Origin of the sequence: Niallia sp. Man26 (assembly GCF_022049065.2) — a bacterium.
Taxonomy (GTDB): domain Bacteria; phylum Bacillota; class Bacilli; order Bacillales; family Cytobacillaceae; genus Niallia.
Genome location: NZ_CP095743.1, coordinates 1,932,554 through 1,949,701 on the forward strand (window position 1 = coordinate 1,932,554; position 17,148 = coordinate 1,949,701).

The window sequence follows — 17,148 nt, forward strand, 5'->3', positions numbered from 1 at the left end:
CAGCCAGCAGATTTTCCATTTCTGCTGGCTGTATTTTTTTGTGTGTAAACAACTTTTTTTAACTGTTTTTTTCAGAATATTTTAGTACTTTAGCAGAGTAAACTTTATGGTTGACATCACTAGTAACCTTCCCGTATTGTATATATATACCGCCCGACGTATTTTGATTTATGGGGGAAATGGCTGTCGTATTAATACAGCCATTAGTGCTGCTTTTCGGATATTACTATTGAATCGGCTGGTTTTTAAATTAGTCTACACCAAACTATAACAGGTGTTTTTTTTATGCGTTTATCGTCAAACATCAGCTGTATTCACAGCTTATACAAGCTATAAGTAATCTCCCAACTTCAACTAGACAATTAACTTTTAAAGGAGAGAACACTTACATCATGAGCAATGGTAATAAGCTCGGACTAGCCATATTGACATCACTTGTTGTCGGCAATATGGTCGGTTCTGGAATTTTTATGCTTCCTCGCACATTAGCAGAGGTAGCAAGCCCTGCTGGGGTTATACTTGCATGGGTTTTAACTGGTTTAGGAGTATTAGTCACAGCCCTTGTCTTTGGGAATTTAGCAATCAGGAAGCCAGAGCTGACTGGCGGGCCGCAAATATATGCAAAGCAGCTGTTTAAAGAAGGATCAAATCTATCCTTGCTTTCCGGTTTTATGTCGTCATGGGGATACTGGATTGGTAATCTTGCAGGAAATGTTGCAATCATCACGACATTTGCTGGTTATTTATCCACGTTTTTCCCTATTTTAACGAGTGAAGCTGTTCTCTTTACAGCAGGATCCTTTACGTTAAAAGTCGGCAATGCATTTACATTCGCAGTTTGTACGCTTTTATTATGGGGAACACATTTTATTATTTTGCGTGGGCTTGAAAATGCAGGGAAACTGAATTTCCTTGCGACTGCAGCGAAAGTGGTCGGTTTCTTGCTGTTCATTATTATTGCACTGTTTGCTTTTGAATCAAGCAATATATTGCCATTTGCAGAAGCAAAAACAGATGCTGCCGGCAATTCAGTAGGTCTACTTGGGCAAGTTAATAATGCAGCTGTAACTACACTGTGGGCATTTCTCGGTGTTGAATCTGCGGTCGTGTTTGCAGGCAGAGCGAAAAGGAAAATAGATGTGAAGCGTGCTACGATTTTAGGATTGTTGCTTGCACTTGCGATTTACATTGGGATAAGCACATTGGTTATGGGACTGTTAAATCAGGAAGCACTTATTTCCTCGCAGAAACCATTGATTGATGCTATCGAGGTCGTGCTTGGACCAATTGGCGGAAAAGTTCTAGCAGCTATTGGATTGATCAGCTTGTTCGGTTCAACAATCGGTTGGGTCATGCTAAGTGCAGAGATACCATACCAAGCTGCAAAGCAAGGTATCTTCCTGACACCTTTTAAGAAAGAAAACAAACAGGGCATTCCTGTGTTTTCCTTAGTGCTGACAAATATCCTTGGACAGCTATTTATATTTTCAACCGTGTCTAACAGCATTTCACAAGCATTTGATTTTGTCATTTACATTGCGACACTAGCATATCTTGTTCCATATTTAATTGCCTCGTTGTTCCAAGTGAAACTTACTTTCACTGGAGAAACATATGGTCAAAGAAAAGGACGAGTTACAGACATGATCATCGGTTTGCTTGCCTCTGTTTACTCTATTTGGGTAATAATTGCCGGGACAGCAGATATTAAGACATTTATGTTCGGAATCATTCTCCTTGCTAGCGGAATCTTGTTTTATGCAAAAGTACCCCGCAATCAGAGTTTGTCTGATAAATAAAAAGAGCGAAGCAGCTATTAAGCTGCTTCGCCTTTTTTTTATAAAGAAGAAGAGGGATTATCCTTTTCCTCCCACTCGACATTATGTTCCTCTGCAAGTTTATCAATTTCATTTTGATATTCACGAAGTAAAGACCGAGCTTCCTCCAGCATACCATTCGCTTCTTCTATTAATAATGGGTCTTGGGTTTCAAGGGCCCTTACAATTTTCACGAACGCATTATACTGAAGATCTGCTCCTTCTATATATTTTTCATGAACAGCTCGTAACTCCTCTGTATCAATCGGAACGGAATTCAATTCTTTAATGAATTCATTATAAGTGGGGATGACAGTAATCACTAACGCATCATACATTGTCACGTCATCCGTATAGTTAATGCCAGATACTTGGTCATATGCACTAACAGCTGTTGCTTCAAGCTCAAATGCTGTTGTCATTTCACTGTTCACATAATTCATTAGATCATCTTGAATTGGATCATTAAAGCATGCAGATAAAACGAAGATAATGGGTAAAATGGTGCAAAAAATAACTTTTTTCACTTAATAACCTCCTTTACCTCAATTTATGAAAGAGTGGAAGTCCACTATGTATAGCAGAAAAGCCCATTTATTCTAATTCAGGAAAATAATTACCAGAACTATCTTGTAAAGCAAAATAGTGTATGATATCCTCTAAATATAAGCTATATTGCAATGCAAAATAGCGATTAAGGTTACGTGAAGGGAAAGAAACAAATGTCTTCAAGTCAAATGCTTAAAGGAGTGCTGGAAGGGTGCTTATTGGCAGTCATTTCAAAAGGAGAAGTATACGGATATGAAATGATTGAAAAGCTCGAAGCGTATGGCTTTACTATGATAAGCGAAGGCAGTATTTATCCAGTACTGTTGCGTATGAAAAAAGAAAAGCTCGTCCATGTAGAAACAAAAGCATCCCCATCAGGTCCTAAACGAAAGTATTATACATTGACAGAGGAAGGACACCACCAATTACAGCAATTTGAAGAAAGGTGGCTGCTGCTTTCCAACAGTGTCAACGAACTATTAAAAAAAACATAAAGGAGGACATAAAAAAGTGGAACTGTCGGCAAAAAGTCAGGAATTCATTGATAACCTTCATTTATACCTTATGACAAGCGGTAAAAAGGATGAGGAAATAAAAGAAATAGTAGAGGAACTGACAGATCATTTATTAGAAGCAGAAAAGGATGGCAAAGACATATCTGAAATCACAGGTGCTTCCCCGAAAAGCTATATGGAAAGCCTTGCACAGGAGATGAAAACAGATTATGGGGAGTGGCTTAAGTATATTCCGTTGCTTTTTTTAAGCATCATCTCCTACCAGGTTATTGGTGATGCCTTATTAGGTGAGTTAAGTTATACGTTAACAGTCATTATCGGTCAGCCAATTGTCGTTGCTTTTATGCTTCTGTTATATGTTTTAACCTTTAAAACCTTTGCATCCCGTACGAAAGCATTGTCAAAAAGAATGGCCATTGTTATATTCGTACTCAATGTACTGTCTACCGCAGCGTTTTTCTTCATATTGTATTTCGGTAATAAAGGCACACCTGTCCTTATCATCGACAGTTTACTTGGGAAGCTGGGAATAGCTGCAATTGCGTTCGTTTTTCTGGCATCGTTTGCATGGTGGTCTAAATCATGGGCACCATTCATCCCATTAGTCGTCTATGTTCCAACATTTGCTGTCAATTTTTTACCCCTTTCCATGGAGGAAAAAGCATTATATTCATCCATTATATTCGTTTTGCTTGCTGTAACGTATTTTCTGATTGTCTTTCTAAAAAGCAGAAAAGAAAAAGCAAAGACAGCATAAATTTAAACTGTAAAATGAGATGGATAGGTAAGACGATCTAGCAGTGAAGCGACTTGACACTGCTTCCGCCATTAAAGCGGATAGTAATAATATTCCTTTTTTATCCCGAGAAAAAATTAAACTGTAAACACCTTTAAAAAGGTGTTTTTTTAAAAACAACAATTGAATATTTATTAATAATATTGTATAAATATTATATAAAGAAACGTACTAAGGAGAATAACGATGGAATTCCATATATCCAATGAACTTCCGACATTTGAACAGTTTGCACAGCTCCATGAAGACAGCGGACTGCTTCAAAATAAAAAAGGAAATTATACACGAGAACAATTATTTGAAGCAGCGAAAGGCAGCTGGTTTTATACAGCGATTTATCATAATAATACATTGACAGCTTTCGGCAGAATGATTTCAGACGGAGTATATCAGGCACTTATATGTGATGTGATGGTAAGTCCTGATATGCAAGGACAAGGTTTGGGCAAAAAAGTCATAGAAGAGCTTTTACAAAAATGTAAGGACAGCGGGATTCAAACTGTTCAGCTTTTTTCGGCAAAAGGCAAGCATTCTTTTTATAAAAAATTAGGCTTTCAAGAACGAGATACAGATGCGCCTGGAATGACGATGTTAATTTAAAATCATATGAAAATATTGTAAAGTTTAACTAAATTATGCATATCAATCCTTAAATTGGTAACGATAGGGTTATACATATTAAGGAGTTGAAATGGATGGAAGAGAAGATGAATGAACCGACTGGCGAAGACTTGTTAACAAATCGCCAAGGTCATCCTGTAACAGACAACCAAAATGTAAGAACCGTTGGCAACCGAGGGCCAACCACATTGGAGAACTATGATTTTTTAGAAAAGATTACGCATTTTGACCGCGAAAAAATCCCTGAAAGGGTTGTTCATGCAAGAGGTGCTGGTGCACATGGTTATTTTGAGTCATACGGCACTGTTGGTGATGAACCTATTTCTAAATACACACGTGCAAAGATTTTCCAAGAAAAAGGCAAGCAGACACCGCTGTTTATCCGTTTTTCCACTGTAGTTCATGGAGTCCATTCTCCAGAGACATTGAGAGATCCACGTGGGTTTGCCATTAAGTTTTATACAGAAGATGGCAACTGGGATTTAGTCGGGAATAATTTAAAGATTTTCTTTATCCGCGATCCGCTTAAATTCCCAGATATGGTTCATTCCTTCCGACCAGATCCTGTTTCAGGATTGTCTGATCCTGAAAGAATGTTTGACTTCCTTGCATTGACACCAGAATCGATGCATATGATTACCTTTGTATTTTCACCATGGGGCATTCCTGCCAATTACCGGCAAATGCAAGGCTCTGGAGTGCATGCTTATAAATGGGTGAATGCAGAAGGCAAAGCTGTGCTTGTAAAATATCATTGGGAGCCTAAACAAGGTATCAGAAACTTAACGCAAAAAGAAGCAGATGAAGTTCAAGCGAAAAATTACAGCCATGCAACACAGGATTTATATGAAGCAATTGAAAAAGGCGATTATCCTGAATGGGAGCTTTATGTGCAAATCATGGAGGATGGAGAGCACCCAGAATTGGATTTTGATCCGCTTGATCCTACAAAGCTTTGGTATAAAGAGGACTACCCTTGGCTTCCAGTCGGCAAAATGGTCTTGAACAAAAATCCAGAGAACTACTTCACAGAAGTGGAACAGGCGGCTTTTGGAACAGGCGTAATCGTCGACGGAATGGACTTTTCCGATGATAAGCTCCTGCAAGGCAGAACTTTCTCTTACTCCGATACACAGCGACACAGAGTGGGAACAAATTATCTGCAATTACCTATCAAGAGACCGAAAAAACATGTTGCTACTAATCAAGAAGGCGGACAAATGGACTTCCGAACAGAATTCGGCAAACACCAAAATCCGCATATTAATTATGAGCCTTCTGTAATCGGCGGCTTAAAAGAAGCAGAAAATCCAGGCAAAGAGCATGAACCATATGTGGAAGGCAATGTAAAAAGGGAAAAAATCTCTCGTGAAAATAACTTTGGACAAGCTGGCGAAACTTACCGAAGATTTACGGATTTTGAAAGAGATGAGCTTATAAGCAACTTATCCTCCGCACTTGCAGCTTGCCGTACAGAAATTCAAGAGAAAATGATCGACATGTGTACAAAGTGTGATGAAGATTACGGAAAACGGATTGCAGAAGCAATCCAAAAAATAACAGAAACAAGAGTTGATCAAATGGAAGATGCTGTGCAAACAGCAGAAGATGTGTCACATCCTTCTGATCCTTATTAATATCATTGCCTGCTGTGTTTATGACAGCAGGCTTTTTCAATGTGTTGTTTTGTTGACATAATTCCAAATATATGGTATTAAATAATCGTTAGCACTCTGAAGCTTAAAGTGCTAAACTGGACTACATATTATTCTTACTTTTGAAAGGAGCTATTATTTAATGGTCGAAACAAAAGAATTTAAAGCCGAATCGAAAAGGCTGCTCGAAATGATGATTAACTCTATCTACTCACAAAGAGAGGTTTTCTTAAGAGAGCTGATTTCCAATGCCAGTGATGCAATTGATAAAATCTATTACAGAGCATTGTCAGATGAAGCCATTACCTTCCATAAAGAAGATTATTATATAAAGATAAAAGCAGATAAGCAAAATCGGACATTGACGATTACGGATACAGGCATCGGGATGACGAAGGAAGAATTGGAGAATAACTTAGGAACAATTGCTAAAAGCGGTTCTCTGGCCTTTAAAAATGCAAATGAGCTGAAAGACGGCCATGATATTATCGGCCAATTTGGAGTAGGTTTTTATGCGGCGTTTATGGTAGCAGATGTTGTCACAGTTACATCAAAATCCCTTGACAGTGACACTGCCTACAAGTGGCAATCAAAGGGAGCGGATGGCTACACAATCGAGGAAACGGCAAAAGAACAGGTTGGAACGGAAATTGTCTTATCATTGAAGGAAAACAGTGAAGATGACCAATACGACGAATTTTTAGAAGATTACCGTTTAAAGCAAATCATCAAAAAATATTCAGACTTTATCCGCTATCCAATAAAAATGGATGTGACTACATCTGCTCCAAAAGAAGGAACAGAGGATGAGTTCGATGAGTTTGTCGAAGAGCAAACTATCAACAGCATGGTGCCAATTTGGAGAAAAAACAAAAGTGAGCTTACAGACGAGGATTACCAGCGTTTCTATGAGGACAAACGTTATGGTTTTGACGAGCCTTTGTCACATCTGCATGTAAGTGTAGATGGATCGATTCGCTATAATGCTATTTTGTATATTCCAGAAAAGACTCCGTTTGACTATTACTCTAAAGAGTACGAAAAAGGACTTGAACTATATTCCAATGGCGTCTTAATCATGGAGAAGTGTGCCGATCTGCTCCCTGATTATTTCAGCTTTGTGAAAGGACTCGTAGATTCTGAGGATTTATCCTTGAATATATCACGAGAAATGCTGCAGCATGACAGACAGCTGAAAAAAATCGAAAAAAATATTACTAAAAAAATTAAAAGTCAATTAAAAGCGCTGCTAAAGGATGAGAGAGAACAATACGAAGCATTTTTCGAATCATTCGGAAGACAGCTTAAATATGGCGTGTACAGTGACTTTGGTGCCAACAAAGAAATGCTGCAGGATTTACTGCTGTTCTATTCTTCCACAGAGAAGAAGCTCGTATCCTTAGATGAATATCTATCGAGAATGCCAGAGGAGCAAAAATACATTTACTATGCAACGGGAGATTCTATCGACAGAATAAGCAAGCTTCCACAAACAGAAGCAGTAGCGGAAAAAGGCTATGAAATACTTTACTTCACAGATGATATTGATGAATTTTCCATCAAGATGCTGCGTGTTTTTAATGACAAAGAATTTAAATCCGTTTCTGCAAGTGATCTTGGGATTGATGAGGATAATAAAGACACAGCAGATGCTGAGGAAGAAAACAAACCATTGTTAGACTTTATGAAGGAAGCTCTTAGCGGCAAGGTCAAGGATGTTAAAATATCTACACGCCTTAAGTCTCATCCAGTCTGTTTATCAACAAGCGGCGAATTGACGATTGAAATGGAAAAGGTTCTTAACTTGATGCCTGACAGCCAAGGCGTCCAGGCAGAAAAGGTGCTTGAAATTAACAAGAACCACACTGTCTTTCAATCATTAAAAACAGCGTTAGAAGCAGATAAAGAGAAGCTTAGCCTTTATACGAATCTGCTGTATAATCAAGCATTGCTGATTGAAGGACTTCCAATTGAAGACCCAGTTGACTTCACTAATAATATTTGCAAAATCATGGATTAATATAAAGTTAAAAGCAGCCTGTCTTGCAGGCTGTTTTTAACTGCATTAAATATTGACAAAATATTATTTTTGTGATATGATTAAATATTTTATATTTGACTGAATTCCCTGAATATACCATAATGAAATAGTAAAATAACGGTAAAGGGGAGAAAACAAGTGACTGTAAATTGGAATTTAAGAGCATTAGAGATTAATCTTGGCGGCTTTACTATTTTTCCTACACTGATTTGGAATGAAAAGACGGCGATATTAGTCGATACTGGGATGCCAGGCTTGCTTCCTGTATTTAAAAATGAAATGTCAAAACTAGATGTTCCTTTTGAAAGGCTGTCAGCAATTATCCTAACACATCAAGACCTAGACCATATCGGCAGTCTGCCTGAATTGACAACAGTAAACCCTAATTTGTCTGTATTTGCTCATGAAGTGGAAAAACCTTATATAGAAGGAGAACTCCCCCTTATTAAGATGAACGGTGAAAATATGACAGCAGAAAAATGGGCGGCTATTCCAGATGCTTTGAAGCCGCTTTATGAAAACCCGCCATCAGCGAAAGTGACAAATACTCTTGAAGACGGTGCTGAGGTAGAGGGATTTCCTGGCATTGAAGTCATTGCTACACCTGGTCATACACCTGGCCATGTGAGCCTTTATGTTAAACAAACAAAAACATTGATTGCTGGTGATGCACTGACTTGTTCGGACGGCAACTTACTAGGACCAGCACCTCAGCATACATTGAATATGGATGAAGCACTAGCATCTGTTGCAAAACTTTTAAACTATGATATTGAAACAGTCATCTGCTATCATGGCGGTATCGTATCAGGAAAAATACTGCAACAATTAACAGAAATTATAGGTAAGTAAAAAAACAGGACAGGAAAACATGTTTTCCTGTCCTGTTTTTATGTTATTGATATTTTTGCAGCGGTTTATCGGCAGGGCCTTCCAGCACTTCGCCATCATAAGAGAATCTCGAGCCGTGACACGGGCAATCCCATGATTTTTCCCCATTATTCCAAGCGACCTCACAGCCAAGATGGGTGCAGGTTGTATCAACCATATGAACATTGCCATCAGTGTCTTTATAACAGCCAATTTTTTTTCCGTTTATGCGGAGAATGGATGCTTCATCTGGAGACAATTCCTCCTCATCGCTGGCAGGTTTCAGCTTTCCGCCAATAAGATGCTTTGCAACATCTAAATTTATGCTGATGAATTTTCGCAAAGATGGGTCAGAATAAAAACGGGAAGGAGCATACAACTCCTCGTATGGATTTTGTTTACCTTCAACCATATCAACAAGCAACAAAGCTGCTGCTATCCCGTTTGTAATGCCCCATTTCCGATAGCCTGTGGCTACATAAATCGAGTCATGCCCCTTTTTAATAAGTCCTACATATGGGATCTTATCAAGTGTAATCAAGTCTTGTGCCGACCATTCATAATATACCTTTTCACTGTTAAGAACCTCTCGTCCAAACGCTTTAAGTGCTTCATAATGCTTAGTAGTATCTTCATCCTGTCCCGTTTTATGGCTGTCTCCGCTAATTAAAATTAATCTTTTGCCGTCATGTGAAACCGGACGGAGCGATCTTGAAGGAGTATCAGCACTGTAGTACATACCGCCAGGATATTTATCTGCTTCCTCCACAGCAACGACATAAGATCTTTTTGGATACATACGGGCAAAATAAAAGCCATTTGCATCATAAAAAGGAAAGTGAGAGGCGCTGATTACCTTATCTGCATGTACCTTGTAGCCGTCCCTAGTAACTACTGCTTTTTTCTCCTGTTGTTCCTCCACATCTGTTGCTGTTGTCTGTTCAAATATTGTTACATTATCCATTTTATCTAGTAATTCTTTGAAAAACAGAAGTGGGTGGAATTGATACTGATTTTTCATTACTAATGCGGCCTTCACTTCAATTGGAAAAGGTATGGACTCACGCAGTTCACAATCTATGCCAATTTCTTTGTAGGCAGCATGCTCTTTCATTACCTTATTTTCATATTCATCAGATACTGCATAAAGGATAGCATCATGTTTCTCTAGTCCACAGTCGATATTTAATTGTTCAGCTGCTGTTTTTATAAATTCCATGGCGTTATGATTTGCTTCATAATAGAGCTTCGCTTTTTTTAATCCCATGTTTTGCTTCAATTCATCATAAATAAGTCCATGCTGCGCCGTAATTTTTGCTGTCGTGTATCCTGTTGTTCCACTCATCAAGCTATCAGCTTCCAGCAGTGTGACACGACGTCCTTTTTTTCCAAGTAAATAGGCGGCAGTTAAACCAGTAATACCTCCGCCGACAATACAAATCTCTGTTTCATGATCGTTAGTGAGCTTAGGAAAGGAAGGAAGTTTAATTGTATCCCTCCATAATGATTCATGCTTGTCCATAACCATCCATCTCCTTACTATGTCTTTTCCTTCTATGTTTCCCAAAACAGGAAATAAAAAACATTAATATCCTACCAGGAAATAAGTCGTATTCCTTGAAAGCTATACTGCTCCAAGTTATAGTAAAATAGCACTATTTTAGATTTATTATTTAAAGTTGATTAAATTAGAACGATAAACGACTAGACAAAGAGATGAACAGGAGGAAATGAATCGTGGTTTGTGATGTTTGTAAACCGAGTACTAAAGGCTATAGTGTCTTCTTTCCAGATGCTCACTCAATGAACGTGCTCCTTAAATATTTAAAGGGCAGCTCGCCTGATGCATTCAAAATCGTGAATACTTGCACAGTCTGGCTACTAGAACCAGTCTTTTTTTCTTTTGTCGATTACGCAGCTGTACACCTCGGCGAATACGGAATAACAGCTGCAGAAGCTGATATATGGAATCCGGATAAAAATAAGAGCAGAAAAAAACCAATTCATCTATTCACAGAAGAAAGGGAGGCTGCTTGGATAGATCAGGTTATAGAAGAAAACAGGATTATCACACATTATCAGCCAATTGTCCGGATAGAAGACAGCAAACCGATAATTTATGGACATGAGCTGTTATCAAGAGGACTTGATGAATACGGGGCAATAATCCCTCCTAATAAACTGTTTGAGGCAGCGAGCTTGCGCAACCGCGTATTTTCATTAGATCGAGCTTGCCGTCTCCAATCTGTCCGCAATGCAGGCGTTGTAAAAGATAAGCTTGTTTTTATTAACTTTATCCCGACAGCTATTTATGTACCGGAGCACTGTCTTGCAAGTACATTTGCTTTAATTAAGGAACTTGGTGTGAAGCCATCACAAGTAGTATTTGAAGTAGTTGAAACAGATGACGTGCAAAATCTCGATCATTTAAAGTCTATTCTTGCTTATTATCGAAAACATGGTTTTAAGTATGCACTTGACGATGTGGGAACAGGCTATAACCAGATAGACAAATTGGAAAAAATGGAACCTGACGTTGTGAAGCTTGCGATTGAATATGTAAATGGTGTGAGCAAAGATTCACAGAAGCAACAGTTAGCACAAGAGGTGCTAATTCGCAGCAAAAGAATTGGTGCGCTCGCGCTCGCTGAAGGTGTTGAGCATATGGAAGACTTTCACTTTCTACAGGAAATGGGTTATGATCTGTTTCAAGGTTATTTATTTTCAAAACCTGCACAAAAACCGATGAGTGACACAGAGCTGATAGAAACGTTAAAGGAACATGAGAATATATTGACATTAACTTCATAATATGATTAAATAAAATCCAAATATTATATTTCAAAACTTATCCAGAGAGGTGGAGGGAACTGGCCCTATGAAACCTCGGCAGCGGGTTCATCTTACGAGATGAATACTGTGCCAATTCCAAGGACGCGATTATTCGGTCTTACAGATAAGAGGAAGAAATGCATGGTTGCACGAACTAAGTGTATGAATGATACAGTCCTCTTCTGTCAAGAAGAGGACTTTTTTATTTCCTTCCTATAAAAGACGAAAATCGAATAGTAACAGGAGGCAGAAATAATGGGGTTTGACAACGCTCAATATAGTGACGAAAAAGACTTGCTGATTGAAAAGCTGATTGCACTCGGTATATATAAGAAGGAATCACTGCACCTTTTTGAATTATCGGTCTCAGAGCTAGAAGAAGTGTATGAGAAAGCAGCTTGTGACAATCAGTGTTAAATATGCCAGGCATATCTGTTTCAACTTGTGCCTATAAAATAGTAGAATGGAACAGGATTAATAAAAAGGCTGGTGCCCAAAAATGAACAGGCTGGCAAAATATATAACAGCAATCCTAATATGCATATTGATCGGATTATCTTCCAGATATACAGCCTTTTATCCGCAAGTGATTCAATCCCATCTTGGTGATGTAATCTGGGCTAGTATGATTTATTTTGGTTTAAGGCTCTTTGTTAAGAAAAATCATTATCTATTTTCCATCCTGCTCGCACTGTTATTTTGCTGGCTGATTGAATTTAGTCAATTATATCAAGGAGATTGGCTGGTTGAAATCCGTAATACATTGCTTGGTGGACTTATCCTTGGCAAGGGTTTTCTGTGGATTGATTTACTTCGTTACACAGTCGGAGTAGCACTGGCATATTGGGTAGATCGGAATCTTTTGCATAAGCAAGCTGCCTAGTTGATCTTTTAAAAATTTGGCAGTTATTTTCTGATTTGTGTTTTCATTATTTTACGATATAATAGTGATTGAGTTTTTTAACAGTCAAAGGCATTATGCCGCTTAATATTAGATCGGAGAGGTTGTAGCCCCCCTCTTAAAAAAAACTAAGAAGAAGCAGCACTTCTATCTTGGAGTGCTGTTTTTTTTTGTAATTGGGCATTAGTTGTAATGGTAGAAAGGGAGTATTTTTATTTATGTTAAGAGATGAAAAAGCAGTTGTTGTATTCAGCGGAGGCCAGGACAGCACTACATGCCTGTTTTGGGCTTTGGAAACATTCAAAGAGGTAGAAGCTGTTACCTTTAATTATAATCAAAGACACAAAGCAGAAATTCAATGTGCAATTGATATTGCTGCAGAGGTTGGTGTGAAACATCATATTCTAGATATGGAATTATTAAATCAGCTGGCACCGAACGCATTGACTCGAAGTGATATTGAAGTGAAAGAAGGCGAAAATGGGGAGCTTCCTTCTACATTTGTTCCAGGCAGAAATCTTGTCTTCTTGTCTTTTGCGGCTATTTTAGCAAGCCAAATTGGTGCAAAGCATATCATTACAGGCGTTTGTGAAACAGATTTCAGCGGATATCCTGATTGCCGTGATTCCTTCATTAAATCCCTTAATGTAACACTTAATCTTTCCATGGACACATCCTTTGTCATTCATACACCTTTAATGTGGCTGGATAAGGCGGAAACGTGGAAGCTTGCAGACGATTTAGGCAGACTGGACTATGTGAGAGAAAAGACGTTGACATGCTATGAAGGAGTAATCGGCGACGGCTGTGGAGAATGTCCTTCATGCTTGCTTAGAAAAGCAGGACTAGATAAATATCTTGAAGGAAAGAAAGAGGCACATGTATAATGGACACTAATTTCTTCGGCTTTCGAATTGTGGAGAACCTGCAGAAAATCGGCCAGGACATAAAAAAAGAAGAGTTGAATTATCATCAGAAAAGAGTGCTAATCTCCAAGGAATTTACTTTCGATGCTGCACACCATCTTCACTGTTATGAAGGAAAATGCAAAAATCTACATGGGCACACATATAAAGTTATTCTAGCAGTGAGCGGTTTAACAAATGATATCGGACTTGTCATTGACTTTGGTGATCTGAAAAACATTTGGAAGGAAAAAATAGAAGTATATCTCGACCACCGCTATCTAAATGAAACACTGCCGCATATGAATACAACTGCAGAAAACATGGTTGTGTGGATGTATGAAAAATTAAATGAAGAATTAAAACAATACAATAATGACAGCCAAAAGCTGAGAGTAGAGTATATCAAGCTATATGAGACACCTACGAGTTTTGCAGAAGCAAGAAGGGAATGGATGGGATGAGCAAAATACCGGTGCTAGAGATTTTCGGGCCGACAATCCAAGGAGAAGGGATGGTTGTGGGCAGGAAAACAATGTTTATCCGCACTGCCGGGTGCGATTATCGCTGTTCGTGGTGCGATTCTGCTTTCACATGGGATGGCACAGGAAAAGATGATATTATCCAAATGACAGCAGAGGAAATTTGGGAACGATTATCTGAATTAGGCGGAGATCGCTTCGACCATGTCACTATTTCAGGGGGAAATCCAGCCCTGCTGACAAACCTTCGCCATTTCATTGAGCTGGCAAAGCAAAAAAATATCCAGTTGGCTTTAGAAACACAGGGAAGCAAATGGCAAGACTGGTTTGAGCAAATTGATGATCTGACCATTTCGCCTAAGCCGCCAAGCTCTGGAATGAAAACAAATTTTTCCATTTTAGATGACATCATCACGAAATTGTCAGATGCAAACAGCTTGTTCAGTTTGAAGGTGGTTGTTTTTGATGAAGCAGACTATGAATATGCTATTCATGTTCATCAACGCTACCCAAATGTGCCTTTTTATTTGCAAGTAGGCAATGATGACATTACAAATGGCAATAATGAAGAATTGCTGCAAAAGCTGTTAACGAAATATGAATGGCTGATTGACCTCACTATGAACACGAGTGAAATGAATGACGTTCGCGTTCTTCCGCAGCTTCATGCATTGGTTTGGGGAAATAAAAGAGGCGTTTAGACTATAAATATCTAGTTTTACTGATAAATATAAGGTTCAATATAACTATTAATATGGACAAATTTCCTTTTTTGGACACAATATTATCTTACTATCGGAGGAATTTGTAGAATATAATCGAAAAAAAGCGGGAAACGATGTATAATAAATTATTAGAATAGTAGATTCTAACAAGAGGGAGGATCTGATAAGTAATGGAATGGACTTTAGCCATTTTATTTATTGCTGCAGTGGTGCTGTTATTTGCTTCCACAATCAGAAGCCGTAAAACAGCAAAAGCAGAACAAAGGGAAATCGATATGATTCACCTTTCTGTTACGGAAGAGCTGACACAGCTGCAGACACAAGTTCGCAATCTAGAGCTCGATATAGAGATCATTGAAAAAGAATCTGGCGTTCGATTAGCATTAGCTGATCGCGTTAAATTAAGAGAAGTTTTAGACTTGCACCGTCGCAAATATTCCATTGAAACAATTGCCGGCCAAAAAAAGCTGTCAGTTGAACAAGTGGAAAAAATGCTTGCTCCTTATATTATGGAGAAAGAAGAAAGGAGATCTGTTGTAAATGAAGCCTAGTACCATAAGCAGTTTTGCAGCAGGTTTACTTTTAGCGGCAGCCATTAGCAGTGTTGCCTATTATGTGACTAAGGAAGATACACCAAAAGCAGCAGAACCTGCAACAACTGCTGTGACAGAGGATACAAATACAGAAGCGGTTAAAACACCGACTGTTGAAGAGATGGAAGAACTACTCGCTTCTTCCGGCTATGTTGTACAAACAAAAGAAGAAGCTGAAAAGACAGAAACGCAATGGCAGGAAAAAGTCGATGCTGCTAAAAAATCAGCAAGTGAAGATACAGAGAGCAATGGTGATGTTGTCTATCGCACTAGCATTTATGTATCAAACGGGATGACAAGTATTGATGTTGGAAACGCCTTGAAAGATGCTGATATCATTAAAATGAGCGGCTTCGAATTTTCTAAAGAAGTAGAAAAAAAAGGTGTCGAAAAATACTTGAAGCCTGGCTCATATAAAATCGACAGCTCCATGTCTACAAATAAAATTATATCTACTATTTTCCAAAAACAATAAAAGCAAAAAAATCACTTATGCATACAGCATAAGTGATTTTTTTATTGCCATAGGTGGGAAGCCAAACCGTTTTCGTTCCATTCCATAAAATGCTAGGAGGAAGCTTTATTATGGAAGGTGAAAAGATGAAAAGAAATAAAAGGAGCAGGGGATTTTGCCTGCCAGGCGGTTATCGATACTGTGGCCCAGGCTGCAGCGGCCCAGGAGCGCCAATCAACTACGTAGATTCATGCTGTAAAAAACATGATGATTGTGTAGCAAGATACGGCTCAAGCTGCAGATGTGACGAGCTGTTAATTGAATGCGTGCAAAGAAAAACGAATGAAAGAACACACGAAGGAAGCACTGCCAGACTTATCTCCGGCTTCATGAAACTGCGCACTGATTTGAATTGTGCAAAGCCAAGACGGACACAACGCCGAAGATAACGGCGTTGTGTTATTTTTGGATTGGAAAAGAAAACATTTCCTGTAAATGCTGCTTATCCCGGTAAGAGCGATAAGCAACAAGGATTTGGTCATCCATCGAAGCATCCAACTGAAGAATATAGTCACTTTTTTTCTCTAAATAATAATGTATTCCCTCTGCCTCTAAAACATAGAAATGATAAAAATCTCCTAATAAGAATTGAGTGGCTTTTTTTGTATCTTGATGTGTTTCAATATAGTCTGCTAAGCCGATGACAGATATAGTTGCACCTTCTTTGTTTGCAAGCATGCTGTTGCGTACCGTTCCTGCTGTCTGCGTCAATGTATTTTTAGCTTTAGCTAAAATATTACTCATTGTCTGCCTCCAAAAATAATAGTAGTAAGGATAGTATGCACGCTATAAATTACTGTTATCCTTGCAGCAAGCAGTTTAAAGCGGAAACAAAAAAAGGGCCTTACATAGCCCTTTTTTAAGAAAAATTAAATGTAAATAAAACGAAAGCAAATGCTGCGACCCAAATAATAGGAATTAAGTTAATAATAATGGCAGTTTTTTTTCGTTTGTTTCTGAATATCCACGAAAGAATCGTACAGACAATAAAGGCAACTGGATACAAGCTGACAATTAAGACAAATAGAATATTATAAAAGCTGAATCCTCCATCAAAGCTCATAAAAGAAAGTCCCCATATCGGCAGCCAAGGTATGAGACATAGTAAATAAATAACTTGTAAAATGACCAAATAAATTTTCATATTTCCCCCTGTGTTTTTATGTCTATTACTCCTCATTATAGGAAGGAGCGCGGTGTTTCACATCATTCAAAAGGCTCGTGTTTCAAACAGCCCTAACATGCCTTAAGACTCTAGTATGATTACGATTTGTTGATAGGCTTGATGGGTGGAACGCACACCTTCTGAGAAGACTTTTTATTTTTTTCATC

At 38.4% G+C, this 17,148-nt stretch carries 20 protein-coding genes and 1 riboswitch; of the genes, 16 read left to right on the forward strand and 4 right to left on the reverse strand.

All coding sequences use genetic code 11. The features are described from left to right. The first annotated feature begins 392 nt into the window (after positions 1–392). Complete coding sequence (locus L8T27_RS09775) at positions 393–1,799, forward strand: amino acid permease (protein WP_233313866.1); 1,407 nt, start codon at positions 393–395, stop codon at positions 1,797–1,799. 38 nt (positions 1,800–1,837) lie between these two features. On the opposite strand, the gene L8T27_RS09780 is transcribed toward L8T27_RS09775, so the two are convergent. After that, complete coding sequence (locus tag L8T27_RS09780; RefSeq protein ID WP_233313865.1) at positions 1,838–2,344, reverse strand: hypothetical protein; 507 nt, start codon at positions 2,342–2,344, stop codon at positions 1,838–1,840. Between the two features lie 195 nt (positions 2,345–2,539). Here L8T27_RS09780 and L8T27_RS09785 point away from each other — a divergent pair, with 195 nt between their 5' ends. The 6 genes from L8T27_RS09785 (at position 2,540) to L8T27_RS09810 (ending at position 8,846) form a co-directional block, all read left to right on the forward strand. After that, positions 2,540–2,860, forward strand: a complete 321-nt coding sequence (locus tag L8T27_RS09785) for a PadR family transcriptional regulator (protein ID WP_237941418.1) — start codon at positions 2,540–2,542, stop codon at positions 2,858–2,860. Between the two features lie 16 nt (positions 2,861–2,876). Then, a complete protein-coding gene (locus L8T27_RS09790; protein WP_237941419.1) occupies positions 2,877–3,638 on the forward strand; it encodes a DUF1129 family protein in 762 nt (253 codons plus the stop codon). A 225-nt stretch (positions 3,639–3,863) separates the two neighbouring features. Beyond that, positions 3,864–4,277 (forward strand): GNAT family N-acetyltransferase, encoded by a 414-nt coding sequence (locus L8T27_RS09795; RefSeq protein ID WP_233313862.1) that lies wholly within the window; start codon positions 3,864–3,866, stop codon positions 4,275–4,277. Positions 4,278–4,372: 95 nt separating this feature from the next. Next, positions 4,373–5,935, forward strand: a complete 1,563-nt coding sequence (locus L8T27_RS09800) for a catalase (RefSeq protein WP_237941420.1) — start codon at positions 4,373–4,375, stop codon at positions 5,933–5,935. Between the two features lie 160 nt (positions 5,936–6,095). Beyond that, positions 6,096–7,973 carry a molecular chaperone HtpG gene (gene htpG, locus L8T27_RS09805; RefSeq protein ID WP_237941421.1) on the forward strand — a complete coding sequence of 626 codons (1,878 nt, stop codon included), beginning with the start codon at positions 6,096–6,098 and terminating at the stop codon, positions 7,971–7,973. A gap of 159 nt (positions 7,974–8,132) precedes the next feature. Then, positions 8,133–8,846 (forward strand): MBL fold metallo-hydrolase, encoded by a 714-nt coding sequence (locus L8T27_RS09810; RefSeq protein WP_237941422.1) that lies wholly within the window; start codon positions 8,133–8,135, stop codon positions 8,844–8,846. 43 nt (positions 8,847–8,889) lie between these two features. On the opposite strand, the gene L8T27_RS09815 is transcribed toward L8T27_RS09810, so the two are convergent. Then, a complete protein-coding gene (locus L8T27_RS09815) occupies positions 8,890–10,386 on the reverse strand; it encodes an FAD-dependent oxidoreductase (RefSeq protein WP_237941423.1) in 1,497 nt (498 codons plus the stop codon). Between the two features lie 215 nt (positions 10,387–10,601). On the opposite strand from L8T27_RS09815, the gene L8T27_RS09820 reads away from it, so the two are divergent. The 9 genes from L8T27_RS09820 (at position 10,602) to L8T27_RS09860 (ending at position 16,205) form a co-directional block, all read left to right on the forward strand. Continuing rightward, positions 10,602–11,675 (forward strand): EAL domain-containing protein, encoded by a 1,074-nt coding sequence (locus tag L8T27_RS09820; protein ID WP_237941424.1) that lies wholly within the window; start codon positions 10,602–10,604, stop codon positions 11,673–11,675. A 34-nt stretch (positions 11,676–11,709) separates the two neighbouring features. Next, a riboswitch (SAM riboswitch) is annotated at positions 11,710–11,827 on the forward strand. Positions 11,828–11,951: 124 nt separating this feature from the next. Further along, positions 11,952–12,113: a Fur-regulated basic protein FbpA gene (locus tag L8T27_RS09825; RefSeq protein WP_233313856.1), complete on the forward strand. Its 162-nt coding sequence runs from the start codon at positions 11,952–11,954 to the stop codon at positions 12,111–12,113. 82 nt (positions 12,114–12,195) lie between these two features. Beyond that, positions 12,196–12,579 carry a ribosomal maturation YjgA family protein gene (locus tag L8T27_RS09830; protein ID WP_237941425.1) on the forward strand — a complete coding sequence of 128 codons (384 nt, stop codon included), beginning with the start codon at positions 12,196–12,198 and terminating at the stop codon, positions 12,577–12,579. Between the two features lie 236 nt (positions 12,580–12,815). Then, entirely contained in the window at positions 12,816–13,484 is a 669-nt protein-coding gene (gene queC / locus L8T27_RS09835) for a 7-cyano-7-deazaguanine synthase QueC (RefSeq protein WP_233313854.1), read from the forward strand. Beyond that, positions 13,484–13,966 (forward strand): 6-carboxytetrahydropterin synthase QueD, encoded by a 483-nt coding sequence (gene queD, locus L8T27_RS09840; protein ID WP_233313853.1) that lies wholly within the window; start codon positions 13,484–13,486, stop codon positions 13,964–13,966. Before queC ends, queD begins: the two co-directional genes overlap by 1 nt. Then, positions 13,963–14,685: a 7-carboxy-7-deazaguanine synthase QueE gene (gene queE / locus L8T27_RS09845; RefSeq protein WP_237941426.1), complete on the forward strand. Its 723-nt coding sequence runs from the start codon at positions 13,963–13,965 to the stop codon at positions 14,683–14,685. The genes queD and queE overlap by 4 nt, the downstream gene beginning before the upstream one ends. 194 nt (positions 14,686–14,879) lie before the next feature. Then, a complete protein-coding gene (locus L8T27_RS09850; RefSeq protein WP_233313851.1) occupies positions 14,880–15,260 on the forward strand; it encodes a hypothetical protein in 381 nt (126 codons plus the stop codon). Next, positions 15,250–15,777, forward strand: coding sequence for an endolytic transglycosylase MltG (locus L8T27_RS09855; protein WP_233313850.1), 528 nt, complete (start codon positions 15,250–15,252; stop codon positions 15,775–15,777). The genes L8T27_RS09850 and L8T27_RS09855 overlap by 11 nt, the downstream gene beginning before the upstream one ends. 110 nt (positions 15,778–15,887) lie before the next feature. After that, positions 15,888–16,205 carry a phospholipase A2 family protein gene (locus L8T27_RS09860; RefSeq protein ID WP_233313849.1) on the forward strand — a complete coding sequence of 106 codons (318 nt, stop codon included), beginning with the start codon at positions 15,888–15,890 and terminating at the stop codon, positions 16,203–16,205. 10 nt (positions 16,206–16,215) lie between these two features. Here the strand turns inward: L8T27_RS09860 and L8T27_RS09865 are convergent, their stop codons facing one another. Both L8T27_RS09865 and L8T27_RS09870 read right to left on the reverse strand, forming a co-directional pair. Beyond that, positions 16,216–16,560 carry a hypothetical protein gene (locus L8T27_RS09865; protein WP_237941427.1) on the reverse strand — a complete coding sequence of 115 codons (345 nt, stop codon included), beginning with the start codon at positions 16,558–16,560 and terminating at the stop codon, positions 16,216–16,218. A gap of 115 nt (positions 16,561–16,675) precedes the next feature. Further along, on the reverse strand, positions 16,676–16,960 hold the full coding sequence (locus tag L8T27_RS09870) for a hypothetical protein (RefSeq protein ID WP_233313847.1): 285 nt from the start codon (positions 16,958–16,960) through the stop codon (positions 16,676–16,678). Between the last annotated feature and the right edge of the window lie 188 nt (positions 16,961–17,148).